Annotated in this window: 16 protein-coding genes; 1 reads left to right on the top strand and 15 read right to left on the bottom strand. The window is 60.7% G+C overall.

Translation table 11 applies throughout. From position 1 onward, the window contains the following. Nucleotides 1-16: 16 nt before the first annotated feature. The 15 genes from H3H36_RS05670 to H3H36_RS05600 form a co-directional block, all read right to left on the bottom strand. A complete protein-coding gene (locus H3H36_RS05670) occupies nucleotides 17-655 on the bottom strand; it encodes a glutathione S-transferase family protein (protein WP_311196592.1) in 639 nt (212 codons plus the stop codon). Between the two features lie 224 nt (nucleotides 656-879). Beyond that, entirely contained in the window at nucleotides 880-1302 is a 423-nt protein-coding gene (locus H3H36_RS05665; protein WP_182160834.1) for a F0F1 ATP synthase subunit epsilon, read from the bottom strand. 60 nt (nucleotides 1303-1362) lie between these two features. Then, nucleotides 1363-2763: a F0F1 ATP synthase subunit beta gene (atpD, locus tag H3H36_RS05660; protein ID WP_182215058.1), complete on the bottom strand. Its 1401-nt coding sequence runs from the start codon at nucleotides 2761-2763 to the stop codon at nucleotides 1363-1365. Nucleotides 2764-2795: 32 nt separating this feature from the next. Then, the gene (atpG, locus tag H3H36_RS05655) at nucleotides 2796-3671 is read right to left on the bottom strand and encodes a F0F1 ATP synthase subunit gamma (protein ID WP_182215056.1); all 876 of its coding nucleotides are present in this window, start codon (nucleotides 3669-3671) and stop codon (nucleotides 2796-2798) included. Nucleotides 3672-3732: 61 nt separating this feature from the next. Beyond that, nucleotides 3733-5274 (bottom strand): F0F1 ATP synthase subunit alpha, encoded by a 1542-nt coding sequence (atpA, locus tag H3H36_RS05650; protein WP_182215053.1) that lies wholly within the window; start codon nucleotides 5272-5274, stop codon nucleotides 3733-3735. Nucleotides 5275-5341: 67 nt separating this feature from the next. After that, the gene (locus tag H3H36_RS05645) at nucleotides 5342-5887 is read right to left on the bottom strand and encodes a F0F1 ATP synthase subunit delta (RefSeq protein WP_182215050.1); all 546 of its coding nucleotides are present in this window, start codon (nucleotides 5885-5887) and stop codon (nucleotides 5342-5344) included. A 2-nt stretch (nucleotides 5888-5889) separates the two neighbouring features. Next, nucleotides 5890-6360 (bottom strand): F0F1 ATP synthase subunit B, encoded by a 471-nt coding sequence (locus tag H3H36_RS05640; RefSeq protein ID WP_182160839.1) that lies wholly within the window; start codon nucleotides 6358-6360, stop codon nucleotides 5890-5892. A 43-nt stretch (nucleotides 6361-6403) separates the two neighbouring features. Further along, entirely contained in the window at nucleotides 6404-6685 is a 282-nt protein-coding gene (atpE, locus tag H3H36_RS05635) for a F0F1 ATP synthase subunit C (RefSeq protein WP_182160840.1), read from the bottom strand. Nucleotides 6686-6749: 64 nt separating this feature from the next. Further along, a complete protein-coding gene (gene atpB, locus H3H36_RS05630; protein ID WP_182215048.1) occupies nucleotides 6750-7556 on the bottom strand; it encodes a F0F1 ATP synthase subunit A in 807 nt (268 codons plus the stop codon). Between the two features lie 21 nt (nucleotides 7557-7577). After that, nucleotides 7578-7946, bottom strand: a complete 369-nt coding sequence (locus H3H36_RS05625; protein ID WP_311196580.1) for an ATP synthase subunit I — start codon at nucleotides 7944-7946, stop codon at nucleotides 7578-7580. A gap of 391 nt (nucleotides 7947-8337) precedes the next feature. Further along, a complete protein-coding gene (locus tag H3H36_RS05620) occupies nucleotides 8338-9225 on the bottom strand; it encodes a ParB/RepB/Spo0J family partition protein (RefSeq protein ID WP_182215046.1) in 888 nt (295 codons plus the stop codon). A 14-nt stretch (nucleotides 9226-9239) separates the two neighbouring features. Continuing rightward, nucleotides 9240-10010 (bottom strand): ParA family protein, encoded by a 771-nt coding sequence (locus H3H36_RS05615; RefSeq protein WP_182215044.1) that lies wholly within the window; start codon nucleotides 10008-10010, stop codon nucleotides 9240-9242. 146 nt (nucleotides 10011-10156) lie between these two features. After that, nucleotides 10157-10804, bottom strand: coding sequence for a 16S rRNA (guanine(527)-N(7))-methyltransferase RsmG (gene rsmG / locus H3H36_RS05610; protein ID WP_182215335.1), 648 nt, complete (start codon nucleotides 10802-10804; stop codon nucleotides 10157-10159). After that, the gene (mnmG, locus tag H3H36_RS05605) at nucleotides 10804-12732 is read right to left on the bottom strand and encodes a tRNA uridine-5-carboxymethylaminomethyl(34) synthesis enzyme MnmG (RefSeq protein ID WP_182215042.1); all 1929 of its coding nucleotides are present in this window, start codon (nucleotides 12730-12732) and stop codon (nucleotides 10804-10806) included. The genes rsmG and mnmG overlap by 1 nt, the downstream gene beginning before the upstream one ends. A 210-nt stretch (nucleotides 12733-12942) precedes the next feature. After that, nucleotides 12943-13710 carry a TSUP family transporter gene (locus H3H36_RS05600; protein ID WP_182215040.1) on the bottom strand — a complete coding sequence of 256 codons (768 nt, stop codon included), beginning with the start codon at nucleotides 13708-13710 and terminating at the stop codon, nucleotides 12943-12945. Between the two features lie 260 nt (nucleotides 13711-13970). On the opposite strand from H3H36_RS05600, the gene H3H36_RS05595 reads away from it, so the two are divergent. Further along, nucleotides 13971-15128 (top strand): iron-containing alcohol dehydrogenase, encoded by a 1158-nt coding sequence (locus tag H3H36_RS05595; protein WP_375539576.1) that lies wholly within the window; start codon nucleotides 13971-13973, stop codon nucleotides 15126-15128. The last annotated feature ends 36 nt before the right edge of the window (nucleotides 15129-15164 follow it).

Genomic DNA, 15164 nt, shown 5'->3' with positions numbered 1-15164 from the left:
CCACCGCGTCCGTCACTCAGGCGGGCAGGTTCTGGGCCGCCACCAATTCCGCATCCTTGGCGGTGGCGGCGATATAGGCCGGGCGCGCCTGGATACGCTCGATATACGCGGCGATGGCAGGCGTCTTCGGGATCAAGCCGAAGGCCGTGATCCATGTCAGCGCCGTACCCCACAGCACATCGGCCGCCGTGAACTTCTCGCCCAGCAGATAGGGCCCTTTTTCCAGCTGGTCGGTGATGGTCTTGAGCATCGTGTCCCAGTCGCCCCACGGGCACATGGACGGCGGCGTGGGCGCATGCTTCATGGCACGGTCGCACAAGGCCGGCTCGAAGCTGGAGCCATAGAACGCCATCCAGCGCAGGTACGGGCCGCGCAATGGATCGCCGATGGCCGGCGCGAGGCCCGCTTCCGGATAGAGGTCGGCCAGGTACAGGTAGACAGCCACCTGCTCCGTCACCAGCGCGCCATCGTGCAGCACGGCCGGCACCTTGCCCATGGGATTGACGGCCAGGTATTCCGGCTGGCGCTGCTCGCCCGCCTTCATGTTCAATACGTGGAGCGTGTAATCGGCCTTCAGTTCATGTACCAGCACCAGCGTGCCCGTCGAGCGCGACTGGGGGGCGTGAAACAGCGTGAAATGGCGTGACATGGTGATCTCCGTATCGGGTGAGAGGGGATATTTATAATATCAGCAACATTGGCCGATAACCCACCCAAGCGCCATTCGTGCAAGAAAAATCGGGGACGTAACACCATTTTCCCGCATGGAAAAACCGTGTTACGTCCCCGATTTTGGGGTGGGGCAATTTTTGCGTCGACCGGCGCGGACGAAAAAAAAGGCAGCCGAAGCTGCCTTTCTTGTATGCCGCATGACGACGCTTAGTGCTTCGCGCGCAGCTTGGCGATGGCGGCCAGCTGGCCGATCGCGCTTGCCAGTTCGGCTTGCGCCTTGGCATAGTCGATGGCGCCGGTGTTGTTGGCCAGTGCTTCCTCGGCCAGCTTCTTGGCGGCCGTCGCTTTCGCTTCGTCCAGATCGTGACCACGGATCGCGGTGTCGGCCAGCACCGTCACGGCGTTCGGCTGCACTTCCAGCAGGCCGCCAGCGACGAAGACAAATTCTTCCTCAGCTTGACCTGGTACCTGGATGCGCACCGCGCCCGGACGGATGCGGGTGATCAGCGGCGTGTGCTTGGGATAGATACCCAGCTCGCCCTGTTCGCCCGGCAACGCGACGAATTCGGCTTCACCGGAGAAGATCTGCTCTTCGGCGGAAACCACGTCAACGTGAATAGTGTTTGCCATGTGTGTCCTGTCGGGTTGAAGCGGCGCCGCCCGGGGGCGGCGCCGCGCCAGACTCAATGATTAGTTGAGCTTCTTGGCTTTTTCGATGGCTTCTTCGATCGTGCCGACCATGTAGAACGCTTGTTCTGGCAGGTGATCGAGTTCGCCGGAAGCGATCATCTTGAAGCCCTTGATCGTGTCTTTCAGCGAAACGTATTTACCTGGGGAACCGGTAAACACTTCAGCGACGTGGAATGGCTGCGACAGGAAACGCTGCATCTTACGGGCCCGGGCCACCAGCAGCTTGTCTTCCGGTGCCAGTTCGTCCATACCCAGAATCGCGATGATGTCACGCAGTTCCTTGTAGCGCTGCAGCGTGCCTTGCACGGCGCGGGCGGTGTCGTAGTGGTCCTGGCCCACCACCAGCGGGTCCAGCTGGCGCGAGGTCGAATCCAGTGGGTCCACGGCAGGGTAGATACCGAGCGAAGCGATGTCACGCGACAGCACGACGGTCGAATCCAGGTGACCGAAGGTGGTCGCTGGCGACGGGTCGGTCAAGTCATCCGCAGGGACGTACACGGCCTGGATCGAGGTGATCGAACCGGTCTTGGTCGAGGTGATACGCTCTTGCAGGCGGCCCATCTCTTCGGCCAGGGTAGGCTGGTAACCCACGGCCGATGGCATACGGCCCAGCAGTGCCGACACTTCGGTACCGGCCAGCGTGAAGCGGTAGATGTTGTCGACGAAGAACAGCACGTCCTTGCCTTCGTCACGGAACGATTCCGCGATGGTCAGGCCGGTCAGCGCCACGCGCAGACGGTTGCCTGGTGGTTCGTTCATCTGGCCGTACACCATCGCCACTTTCGAGTTGGCGGGGTTTTCCAGGTCCACCACTTTGGCGTCTGCCATTTCGTGGTAGAAGTCGTTACCTTCACGGGTACGCTCACCGACGCCGGCGAACACGGACAGACCCGAGTGCGCTTTCGCGATGTTGTTGATCAGTTCCATCATGTTCACGGTCTTGCCCACACCGGCACCGCCGAACAGACCCACTTTACCGCCCTTGGCGAACGGGCACACCAGGTCGATCACCTTGATGCCGGTTTCCAGCAGGTCCTGCGATGGCGACAGTTCGTCGTAGGCAGGTGGGGTGCGGTGGATCGAAGCGATCTGGTCGTGCGCGACCGGGCCGCATTCGTCGATCGGGTTACCCAGCACGTCCATGATGCGGCCCAGGGTGGCTTTACCCACCGGCACCATGATCGGCTTGCCGGTGTTCTGAATGGTCATGCCGCGACGCAGACCGTCCGACGAACCCAGAGCAATGGTACGGACCACGCCGTCGCCCAGCTGTTGTTGAACTTCCAGGGTCAGCTCGGAGCCTTCCATTTTCAAGGCATCGAATACCTTGGGCATCGCGTTGCGGGGAAACTCAACGTCCACCACAGCGCCGATACACTGAACGATTTTGCCATCAGCCATGTTCGTTCCTTCAAATATAGTTAAATTCGTATTTAAACCGCCGCCGCACCGGCAACGATTTCAGAGAGTTCTTTGGTAATCGCAGCTTGGCGCGTCTTGTTGTAGATCAGCTTCAGTTCGCCGATCACATTGCCGGCGTTGTCGCTGGCCGCCTTCATCGCCACCATACGCGCCGATTGCTCGGACGCCAGGTTTTCCGCCACCGCCTGGTACACCAGCGCTTCCACATAGCGCTCCAGCAGTTCATCGATCACGGTCGCAGCGTCGGGCTCGTAAATGTAATCCCACGAATGGTTACCTTTGTCGCCTTGCTTCTTGCCCGCTGGCAGGGGCAGCAGCTGCTCCACCATCGGTTCCTGCTTCATCGTGTTAATGAACTTGGTGTAGCACAGGTAGACGGCGTCGAGCTGGCCGTTCTGGAACTGCTCGAGCATGACCTTCACAGGTCCGATCAGCTTGTCCAGGTGCGGCGTGTCGCCGATCTGGGTAGCCTGGGCCACCACAGGAACGCCTACGCGATTCAAAAACCCCAAACCCTTGTTACCGATAGCTACCGCGGCAATCTTGTTGCCAGCCGTTTCCAGCTCGCGCGACTTCGACGTCACCAGGCGCAGCACGTTGGTGTTCAAGCCACCGCACAGACCCTTGTCGGTCGTGACGATGATGAAGCCCACCGCTTTTGCTGCCGTGCTCTGCTCCTCAGCGAGGAACGGGTGCGTGTATTCCGGATTGGCGGAAGCCAGATTGGCGGCGATATTACGAATCTTGTCACTGTAGGGACGGGCGGCGCGCATGCGATCCTGCGCCTTGCGCATTTTCGATGCGGCGACCATTTCCATCGCCTTGGTGATCTTCTTCGTATTCTCTACGCTCTTGATCTTGCCACGTATCTCTTTGCCTACTGCCATGAGTCCTTACTCCTTCTGCGCTGGGGGCGGCCCGCCGCCGTAGCGATGGGCCGCGGTATGCTTAAAATGCGCCGGATTTCTTGAAATCAGCAATGGCGGCCGACAGCGCAGCTTCGCCGTCCTTGTCCAGTTGCTTGGTTTCTTCGATCTTGGCCAGCAGCGCAGCTTGCTTGGTCTTCAGGTACGAATGCAGACCGGCTTCGAATGGCAGCACTTTCTTGACTGGGACGTCGTCCAGGTAGCCCTTGTTCACGGCGAACAGCGAGGCGCCCATCAGCGAAATCGACAGCGGCGAGTATTGCGCCTGCTTCAGCAGTTCCGTCACGCGGGCACCGCGGTCCAGCTGCTTGCGGGTCGATTCGTCCAGGTCGGAAGCGAACTGCGCGAACGCAGCCAGTTCACGGTACTGCGCCAGGTCGGTACGGATACCGCCGGACAGGTTTTTGATGACCTTGGTCTGGGCGGCGCCACCGACGCGCGACACGGAAATACCGGCGTTAATCGCAGGACGGATACCGGCGTTGAACAGCGAGGTTTCCAGGAAGATCTGACCGTCGGTAATCGAAATCACGTTGGTCGGCACGAAGGCGGACACGTCACCAGCCTGGGTTTCGATGATCGGCAGTGCCGTCAGCGAACCGGTCTTGCCCTTGACGGCGCCACCGGTGAAGGCTTCCACGTAGTCGGCGTTCACGCGGGCTGCGCGTTCCAGCAGACGGCTGTGCAGGTAGAACACGTCGCCAGGGTAAGCTTCGCGGCCTGGTGGGCGGCGCAGCAGCAGCGAGATCTGACGGTAGGCCACGGCTTGCTTGGACAGGTCATCGTAGACGATCAGCGCATCTTCACCGCGGTCACGGAAGTATTCGCCCATCGCGCAGCCCGAGTAAGCCGAGATGTACTGCATGGCGGCCGATTCGGCGGCCGAGGCGGCCACCACGATCGTGTATTCCATCGCGCCGTGCTGTTCCAGCGAACGCACGATGTTCTTGATGGTCGATGCCTTCTGGCCGATGGCGACGTAGATACACGTCATGCCCTGGCCCTTCTGGTTGATGATGGCGTCCACTGCCACGGCCGACTTACCGGTCTGGCGGTCGCCAATGATCAGCTCACGCTGGCCGCGGCCGATCGGCACCATGGCGTCGATCGACTTCAGGCCGGTCTGCATAGGCTGCGACACGGATTCACGGGCGATCACGCCCGGCGCGATTTTCTCGATCGGCGAGGTCAGCTTGGCATCGACGGCGCCTTTGCCGTCGATCGGCTGGCCCAGCGCGTTGACCACACGGCCGCGCAGTTCAGGACCGACCGGCACTTCCAGAATACGGCCGGTGCACTTGACCGTGTCGCCTTCCGAGATGTGCTCGTAAGCACCCAGAATCACGGCGCCCACGGAGTCGCGCTCCAGGTTCATCGCCAGACCGAAGGTGTTGCCAGGGAATTCCAGCATCTCGCCTTGCATCACGTCGGACAGGCCGTGGATGCGGCAGATACCGTCGGCGACGGAAATAACCGTGCCTTGGTTGCGCACTTCAGCGCCGCCGTCAAGGCCTTGGATCCGGCTCTTGATCAACTCGCTGATTTCAGATGGGTTGAGTTGCATACTAACTCCTAAAAGTGTTTCTCTCAGCTTGCGCGAGGGGAAGAATCTGTTCTAAGCAGGCGGTCCCTTAGGCCACCAGCGCAGCACGCATTTGCTGCAGCTTGGCGCGGACCGAAGTGTCGAGCACTTCATCGCCCACCACCACGCGCACGCCACCGATCAGCGATGGATCAACCGTGACGGCTGGATTGAGCTTGCGGCTGAATTTCTTTTCCAGCGTCGCGACCAGCTCGGCCACTTGCGCCGCGCTCAGCTCGAAGGCGCTGGAAATGGCTGCATCCGCCGCACCTTCCACGCTGTTTTTCAACAGCTGGAATTGCGCGCCGATTTCCGGCAGCAGACTGATGCGGCCATTCTCGACCAGCATCGCCAGGAAGTTCTTGGCTTCCGTATTCAGCGGCGACTTCACCAGGGCGGTGATAGTGGCGATCACATCGCTTTCCGACACTTTCGGATTGCGGGCGAACGCTTGTACCTCGGGGTGGGTACCGATCTGGGCCAGTTCGGACACCAGTTCGGACCACGCCGCGAGGCTGAACGATTCCTTACCTGCTTGGGCTACGCGGAACAGGGCTTCCGCGTAGGGACGGGCGACGGTTGCGTTTTCTGCCATGATTACAGCTCGACAGCCAGGCGCGACAGCAGATCGGCGTGGGCCGCTGCGGAGACTTCGCGCTTCAGGATTTGCTCGGCGCCCTTGACAGCCAGGTCAGCCACCTGAGCGCGCAGTGCTTCGCGAGCCTTGGCCACTTGCTGATCGGCGTCTGCCTTGGCTTGCGCAATGATGCGGTCCGCTTCGGCTTGTGCGTTCGCTTTGATTTCTTCCGCGACCAGTTGGGCACGCTTTTCAGCGTCCGCAACGCGTTGCGAAGCTTCTTCGCGTGCACCGGCCAGTGCTTCGGCCGCACGCTTTTCAGCCACGACCATGGCTTGCTGGCCTTGGTCAGCGGCGGCCAGACCGTCGGCGATACGCTTGGCACGCTCATCCAGCGCCGTGTTCAGCGCTGGAAATACGAACTTCATCGAAACCCAGACCAACACCGCGAAGGTGATCATCTGGCCGATGAGCGACATATTGATGTCCATACCTTTGCTCCTAACTAAAAGTTTCTCCTAGGGTTGGAGCAGATTACTTACCAGCAGCAGCGATGATGGCGCTCAGGAATGGGTTGTTGAAGGTGTACAGCAGAGCAACGCCGACGCCGATCATCGAGATCGCGTCCAGCAGACCGGCGATAACGAACAGTTTGGTTTGCAGTTGTGGCATCAGTTCAGGCTGACGTGCCGACGCTTCCAGGAATTTGCCGCCCAGAATAGCGAAACCCAGTGCGGTGCCGATGGCGCCCAGGCCGATGATGATAGCTGCTGCCAGAACGGTCATGCCTTGTACTTGTGCGATCAGAGCTTGCATTTATTTCTCCTAAGATTTTAAAAAAGACTACAGATACCAAAAAAATGAAAAAACGATTTGTTGCTTAGTGCTTCTCAACCGCGAGGCTCAGGTACACAACAGTCAACGCCATAAACACAAACGCTTGCAGGGTCACCACCAGGATGTGGAAGATTACCCATGGACCACCGAGCAGCCACTGCGCCCACCATGGCAGCAGAGCGATCAGAATGAAGATCAGTTCGCCGGCATACATGTTGCCGAACAATCGCAGCGACAGCGACAGTGGTTTTGCCAGCAGCTCGATCATCTGGAAGATGAAGTTGACGGGCGCCAGCACGATGGCCATGAAGCCATGCGCGTGGAATGGGGCCGTCAGCAGTTCCTTGAACCAGCCGCCCAGGCTCTTGGCCTTGATCGAGAAACCAATAATGCACAGCATGACGCCGAACGACATGCCGAAGGTGTGGTTGACGTCAGCCGTAGGCACCACGCGCAGCTTGTGCACGCCCAGGTAGCTGAACATTTTAGGCAGCAGGTCGACCGGCAGGAAGTCCATGGCGTTGAGCAGCCAGACCCACACGAAAATGGTGATGGCCAGCGGCGCGATAACCTTGCTCTTGGCGTGGAAAGCGGAATTGACGACTTCGTTGACCAGTTCCATCACGGCTTCGACGAAGTTCTGCAGCTTGCCCGGTACGCCGGCCGTGGCGCGGCGCGACGCGAGCCAGAACACGCCCAGGAAGACCAGGCCCAGGAAAGCGGAAATCCAGAACGTGTCCAGATTCCACATGCCATTGGCGTCGTGCAGGTGGCTCAGGTGGTGTTGGATATATTCGGTGGCATTCGCCGGCGCCCCGTGGGCCGCCTCAACAGCGTGTTCTGTGGTCATATAAGTAATAGATTTTGGTGATTAAACTGCGAGCAGTGAAAACCAGTAAGCCAGGGTTGCCACCGCGAAACCTAAGATCAGCCATAACCAAGAGGCCGACTGAAACAGCGCCAGTGCCAGTACGAACAGCACTACCGTGATAAAAATCTTTACGACTTCGGCGCGGATATGCGTCCGAAAAGCTCGGTTGGCGTCATTTGAGCCGCCCGCGACGATCATCGCGTACATCAGGCTCCCGATGACTGCGATTCCTCCGCCGTATGCGGCCGACCAACCTTTCAACGCGCCACTCATGGTTCCCACGAGCAACGCAAATCCAGTGGCGATCACCAGCTGGAGGGCGACAACTCGGTACACGGGTCGCGAAATACTTTGTTTTGTATCACTCACGCGCCGGTTTCCTAGAGATGCCGATATACCAAAGACACGGGATTATAAGTGTCTTTACGTACTAGCGTCAAACATTGCTGCACCGCAGCAGAGCGTTTGCGGCTTGAAAGCGACGCTTTTAGAACCATATAACTAATATTTGCACCTTTTTGGGGCGCTTGACCTGAGGCAGTATTTTATGGGTTTTTGCTTATGTGAAACTGACAGCGGGCCCCATTTGCAACGGATTCCAGTGGAAATGATGGTGACGGTGGGATTTATCCAACAGTAATATTTCACGTGGGCTGTTCCGTCCTCGACTTTTCTCGCAAGAAATAGTTGTCTTGAAGGATATCCAAAAAAGAAAAGGCGCCATGCAGGCGCCTTGTTTTCTTTTTGCAACAATCCTCGGTCAGGCGCGCAAGCGGGCCAGCACGCCATCGAGGATGTCAAGGTCGGCGAAGTCGATGATCATTTGACCACGGCCCTTGGCGCCCATCTTGAACACGACTGGCGTGGCCAGCGCGTCGGACAGTTCTTCTTCCAGGCGCAGGATGTCGCCCGACTTTTCCTTCTGGGCTCTTTCGGCCGGCTGGGCCTTTTGCTCTTCCAGCGTCTTGTTGACCAGTTTTTCGGTTTCCCGCACGGAAAGACGTTTCGCCACCACCAGGTTGGCCAGCGTGATCTGGGTGGCCGCGTCCACGGCCAGCAGCGCACGGGCGTGGCCCATGTCGATATCGCCGGCCATCAGCATGGTCTGCACCGGCGTGGCCAGATTCATCAGACGCAGCAGATTGCTGACGGCGCTGCGCGAACGGCCAACGGCCGTGGCCGCCTGTTCGTGGGTGAAACTGAAATCCGTGATCAGGCGATGGATGCCTTGTGCTTCTTCCAGCGGATTCAAGTCTTCGCGCTGAATGTTCTCGATCAGGGCCATGGCGGCGGCGGCCTGGTCATCCACATCGCGCACCAGCACCGGGAGCTGCTCCAGGCCCGCGATTTGTGCGGCGCGGAAGCGGCGCTCGCCGGCGATGATTTCATACTTGGTCAGGCCGCTGGCCTTGTCCTTGCCGACCGGGCGCACGAGGATGGGCTGCATGATGCCCTGGGTCTTGATCGAGGCGGCCAGTTCCTGCAGGCCGCCCTCGTCCATGCGGGTGCGGGGCTGGTACTTACCCGCTTGCATTTGCGACACGGGCAATTCGGATGGCGTGCCCAGCGCCGGGTTGTTCAGGTCGCCATCGCCGCCGAGCAGCGCGTCCAGGCCGCGACCCAGGCCCTTGAGTTTTTTGGTTGCCATGCTAGAGACTTCCCTTACATTTTCTTGATGCGTTCCACCATCTCGGCGCCGAAGGCGATGTACGCCTGCGCGCCCTTGGACGATGGATCGAAGGTGACGCCCGGCAAGCCGTACGATGGCGCTTCGGCCAGCCGCACGTTGCGCGGGATGATGGTGTTGAAGACCTTGTCGCCGAAGTGCTGCTCGAGCTGGGCCGACACTTGCTGCGACAGCGTCATGCGCGGATCGAACATCACGCGCAGCAGGCCGATGATCTTCAAGTCCTGGTTCAGGTTGGCATGGACCTTCTTGATGGTGTTGACCAGGTCCGACAAGCCTTCCAGCGCATAGTATTCGCACTGCATGGGGATGATCACGCCATGCGCCGCGCACAGGCCGTTCAAGGTCAGCATCGACAAGGCGGGCGGGCAATCGATCAGGATGAACTCGTAGTCCTGGTCCACCAGCGCCAGCGCGTCCTTCAGGCGGCGCTCGCGGTTATCGAGCTCCACCATCTCCACTTCGGCGCCGGCCAGTTCGCGGTTCGATGGCAGCACGTCGAAGCGCCCCGCTTCCGAACGCTGGCGCGCGCTAGCGACATCGGATGTGCCCAGCATCACCTCGTAGGTGGAGGCCGCCAGTCCGGCCTTGTTGATGCCGGCGCCCATGGTGGCATTACCTTGTGGGTCCAGGTCCACCAGCAGCACACGTTGGTCCAGCTTGGCCAGGCCGGCCGCCAGGTTCACGCTGGTGGTGGTCTTGCCCACGCCGCCCTTTTGATTCGCTACGCAAAAAATTTTCGCCATGTATATTCTTATCAGGAGTTGCCGTATCTGCGCGCCAGCTTCCATGAAACCGGCGACGATACGATTAATATTATTTATACTATTACTACGGTATAAACGATTTATACTGTTTATACTGAATAAACCATTTAAACCGTATAAATCGTTTACTCAGTTTTGGCGATAAACACCAGATGACGCTCCGCGCCCAGCCCCGGCACCTCCAAAGGCTGTAATTTGCTCACTTTCCATGGGGCTGGCAGTCGCTCTCGCTCCTCTGCCGGGGCCACTCCTTTCAGGGCGATGAACCGGCCGCCCTCCTGCAGCAGGTGTCCCGACCAGTTGACGAAGTCGGACAGGTCCGCGAACGCCCGCGAGGTGATCACGTCGAATGGCTGCTTCACTTGCAGTTGCTCCACCCGCATCGTGTACACGGTCACGTTGGCCAGGCCCAGCTCCGCCTTCACCTGGTTGAGGAAGGCGGTTTTCTTGTGCACGGTGTCGATCATCGACACTTTCATGTCCGGCCGCGCGATGGCCAGCACGATGCCGGGCAGTCCCCCACCCGCGCCCACGTCCAGCACGTTGCGCGCGCCCGCGAATGCGGGCACGGCGGCCAGTGAATCGAGCAGGTGCAAGGTCACCATCTGCAGCGGGTCGCGCACGGACGTCAGGTTGTACACGCCGTTCCACTTGTTCAGCAGCGCCAGGTAGTCGAGCAGCTGTTCCACTTGCTGCCCGCTCAAGTCCAGGTGCATGGCCTTGATGCCGTCGTTCAGTACCTGCGACAGCGCGTTACGGTCAAACACCTTCATCAAGCTACCTCATCCTTGAGGGTGGCGAAACCGCCATACCCGGCTTTCTTCAAATGCACCAGCAGCAGCGAAATGGCGGCTGGCGTCACGCCGGAAATACGCGAAGCCTGGCCCAGCGTCTCGGGCCGCTGCGCGTGCAGCTTCTGCCGCACTTCCACCGACAAGGCCGTGATGTCCAGGTAGTTGAACGCTTCCGGCAGCTTGAGGTTTTCGTAGTGCTCGTGGCGCTCCACTTCGCGCGTCTGGCGGTCGATATAGCCCGAATACTTGAGCTGGATTTCCACCTGCTCGCGCACGGCGTCATCGGTCACGCCGGGACCGGCCAGCTCGCGGCCATCGACACCGGACAGGCTCATCAGCTTGTCGTAGGCGACGCCGGGACGGCGCAGCAGATCGGCCAGCGAATACTCGCGCTCGATGGCCTGGCCAATCACACGCTCCGATTCCGCCGCCGCCAGGATGCGGGGGTTGACCCACGTGGAACGCAGCCGTTCCAGTTCCTGTGCCACCGCTTCGCGCTTGCGGTCGAACGCTTCCCACTGGGCATCGCCCACGCAGCCGAGCTTGCGGCCGATTTCCGTCAGGCGCATGTCGGCATTGTCTTCACGCAGGCTCAGGCGATACTCGGCGCGGCTGGTGAACATGCGGTACGGTTCCTGCACGCCCTGCGTGACGAGGTCGTCGACCAGCACGCCCAAATAGGCTTCGGAACGGCCCGGCGTCCACGACTCGCGGCCCGACGTTTGCAGGGCCGCGTTGATACCGGCCAGCATGCCTTGCGCGGCCGCTTCCTCGTAGCCGGTGGTGCCATTGATCTGGCCCGCGAAATACAGGCCCGAAATGGCCTTCGTTTCCAGCGAGGCCTTCAGGCCGCGCGGGTCGAAATAATCGTATTCGATGGCATAGCCGGGACGCAGGATGAAGGCGTTCTCCATGCCCTTCATCGAGCGCACCAGGTTCAGCTGCACGTCGAATGGCAGGCTGGTGGAGATGCCGTTCGGGTAGAACTCGTTGGTGGTCAGGCCTTCCGGTTCCAGGAAAATCTGGTGCGATTCCTTGGCCGAGAAGCGGTGGATCTTGTCCTCGATGGACGGGCAGTAGCGCGGGCCGACGCCCTCGATCACGCCCGTGTACATGGGGCTGCGGTCCAGGCCGGCGCGGATGATGTCGTGCGTCTGGCTGTTGGTGTGCGTCACCCAGCACGGCATCTGGCGCGGGTGCATGGCGGCGTTGCCCATCACGGAGAACACCGGCACCGGATCGAGATCGCCGGGTTGTTCCGTCATGGCGGCGAAGTCGATGCTGCGGCCGTCGATGCGCGGCGGCGTACCCGTCTTCAGGCGGCCTTGCGGCAGCTTCAGTTCCTTCAGGCGGGCCGACAAGGAAATGGCGGGCGGATCACCAGCGCGGCCGGCCGAATAGTTTTGCAGGCCGACGTGGATCTTTCCGTCCAGGAAAGTGCCAGCCGTCAGCACCACGGCGCGCGACAGGAACTTCAAACCGATCTGGGTGACGGCGCCGACCACGCGGTCGCCCTCCACCATCAGGTCGTCCACGGCTTGCTGGAACAGCCACAGGTTGGGCTGGTTCTCCAGCCGCGAACGGATGGCTTGCTTGTACAACATGCGATCGGCCTGGGCGCGGGTGGCGCGCACGGCGGGGCCTTTGGAGGAATTGAGGATGCGGAACTGGATGCCCGACTCGTCGGTGGCGATGGCCATCGCGCCGCCCATGGCGTCGACTTCCTTGACCAGGTGGCCTTTGCCGATACCGCCGATGGACGGGTTGCACGACATCTGGCCCAGCGTCTCTATGTTGTGGGTCAACAGCAGAGTCTTCTGCCCCATGCGGGCGGAAGCGAGGGCCGCCTCGGTACCGGCGTGACCACCGCCGACGACGATGACGTCGAATTCAGTAGGAAATAACATGATGGAATTGGTAAATGCGAAGGGATTGAGGTCAGATTATAGAGTCTTTTTCTAGCTGCGAATTTTTTCAGCACAAATTTTCATCAAACCGGACATAAATTGTTCCACGTGGAACAGTGCCGAGGTGGGTCAAAAGTGACGAAAAATGGCAACTCGAAAACAAAAAAGGGCGCCCCTTCCGGTGGCGCCCCATGTTCCACGTGGAACAATCTATGCTAAGCGAATGATGGCATCGTAGCCGGTCTTGCAGATCAACACCGCCACCACGACCAGGAACAGCTTGCGCACGAAGCGGCTGCCATGCTTGAGTGCCATGCGCGAACCGACGATGGAACCGCCAATCTGCGCCACCGCCATCATCGCCCCCAGTTGCCAGACCAGGTGACCGCTGTAGCCGAACCACAGCAACGCCGCGAAGTTGCACGCCACGTTGACGATCTTGGCCACGGCCGACGCACCCAGAAAATCAAACCCGAACACGCGCACGAACAGGAACACCAGGAAGCTGCCCGTGCCGGGGCCGAAGAAGCCGTCATAGAAACCGATGCAGGCGCCGACGCCCAGCGCCAGCGCCTGTTCCTTCACACCGCTGTGCATGGGCGCATGCACGCTGCCGAGGTCCTTGCGGGCGAAGGTGTAGACGGCGACGGCCAGCAGGATGAACGGCAGCAATGCGCGCATGAAATCAGGCGACACCTTGGTCACCGTGTAGGCGCCCGCGAACGCGAACACCAGCGCCGCGATGGCGGCCGGCGCGGCCGTCGACCAGGCGATCTTGACGCGGCGCGCATAGCTGGCCGCCGCCACGCTGGTACCGCAGATGCTGGCCAGCTTGTTGGTCCCGATCAGCGTCGCCGGCGCCATATTGGGAAAGACAGAAAACAGCGCAGGAATCTGGATCAATCCGCCGCCCCCGACCACCGCATCCACCAAGCCCGCGCCGAACGCTGCCACACCCAACACCAGATAATCGACCATCACCTACCCTATCAAGACTGAAAACAAGGGTAACATTGTACGGAAGAAAACCCGAACCAACCGTATCGCCGCGATGCCGATTCTGCATAGTTCCCCCTTCCAAAAACGATGGCCGAATGCGATACCGTCCCTCGGCAACTGTACTGGCGGGGCCAGCCCCCATCCAACCAACAGCGGGCCTCATGCCAATCACGCATAGTTACCGGCTTGGTGTAAGCTTCATGTGAAATCCCTAACCTGCGGAAACCGCCATGCACGATATTCCAGCGTTTGCATTCAGCACCGTCCCACAGATCATTTCCGAACTGGGCGCCACCCGCCAACTGGGCGAACTGCTCAGCCAGCGCTTCCCTGAGGCCCGCCGCGCCCTGCTCGTCACCGACCCTGGCTTCCTCAAGACCGGACTGGTGGATGCCCCCATGGCCAGCCTGCAAGCGGCCGGTCTGCACGTGCGCGTGTATTCGGACGTCGTGTCCGATCCGCCCGAAGAAGTGATCCGGGAAGCCGTGGCCATTGCCCGCGCCGACGAGAGCGACATCATCATCGGCTTCGGCGGCGGCAGTTCCATGGACGTCGCCAAGTTGATCGCGGTGCTGGCCGACGATACCCAACAACTGAACGCCATCTACGGCATCGGCAATGTGCGCGGCACCCGGCTGCCGCTGGTACAGATTCCCACCACGGCCGGCACGGGATCGGAGGTGACCAACATCGCCATCGTCACGACGGGCGCCACCACCAAGACGGGCATCGTAGCACCGCAGCTATACGCCGACCTGGCAATCCTCGACGCGGAACTGACGCTGGGCCTGCCTGCGATGGTGACGGCAGCCACCGGCATCGACGCCATGGTGCACGCGATCGAAGCCTACACCAGCCGCCACAAGAAAAATCCCCTGTCCGACTTGCTGGCCCGCAAGGCGCTCAGCCTGCTGTCGGCCAACCTGATCCATGCCTGTGAAAACGGTGCCAACCTGGCCGCGCGCCAGGCGATGCTGCTGGGCGCCATGCTGGCCGGGCAAGCCTTCTCGAACGCACCCGTGGCCGCCGTGCACGCGCTGGCCTATCCGATCGGGGGCATGTTCCACGTGCCACATGGCCTGTCGAACTCGCTCGTGCTGCCGCACGTGCTGCGCTTCAACGCGCCGGAAGCGGCCGGCCTGTACGCGGAACTGGCCGAGGTCGTCGTGCCACAAGCGAGCGGCAGCGAGGAAGCCCGTGCCGAAGCGCTCGTTATTGCAATGCAACAATTTGCCATCATCGCGGGTATCGAGCGTACCTTGCAGCAGGTCGGCATCCAGGAGAGCGACCTCGACCGCCTGGCCGACGAAGCCATGCTGCAAACCCGCCTGCTCGGCAACAACCCACGTCCCGTCACCCGCACCGACGCCCGCGCCATCTACGCCGCCGCGCTCTAAAAAAGAAATGGGGACGTAACACCTGTTACGTCCCCA

It is taken from the genome of Rugamonas fusca (assembly GCF_014042365.1).
Lineage (GTDB): Bacteria > Pseudomonadota > Gammaproteobacteria > Burkholderiales > Burkholderiaceae_D > Rugamonas > Rugamonas fusca.
Note: the sequence above shows the minus strand (reverse complement) of the source record. Positions and strands in the feature narration are given on the sequence as shown.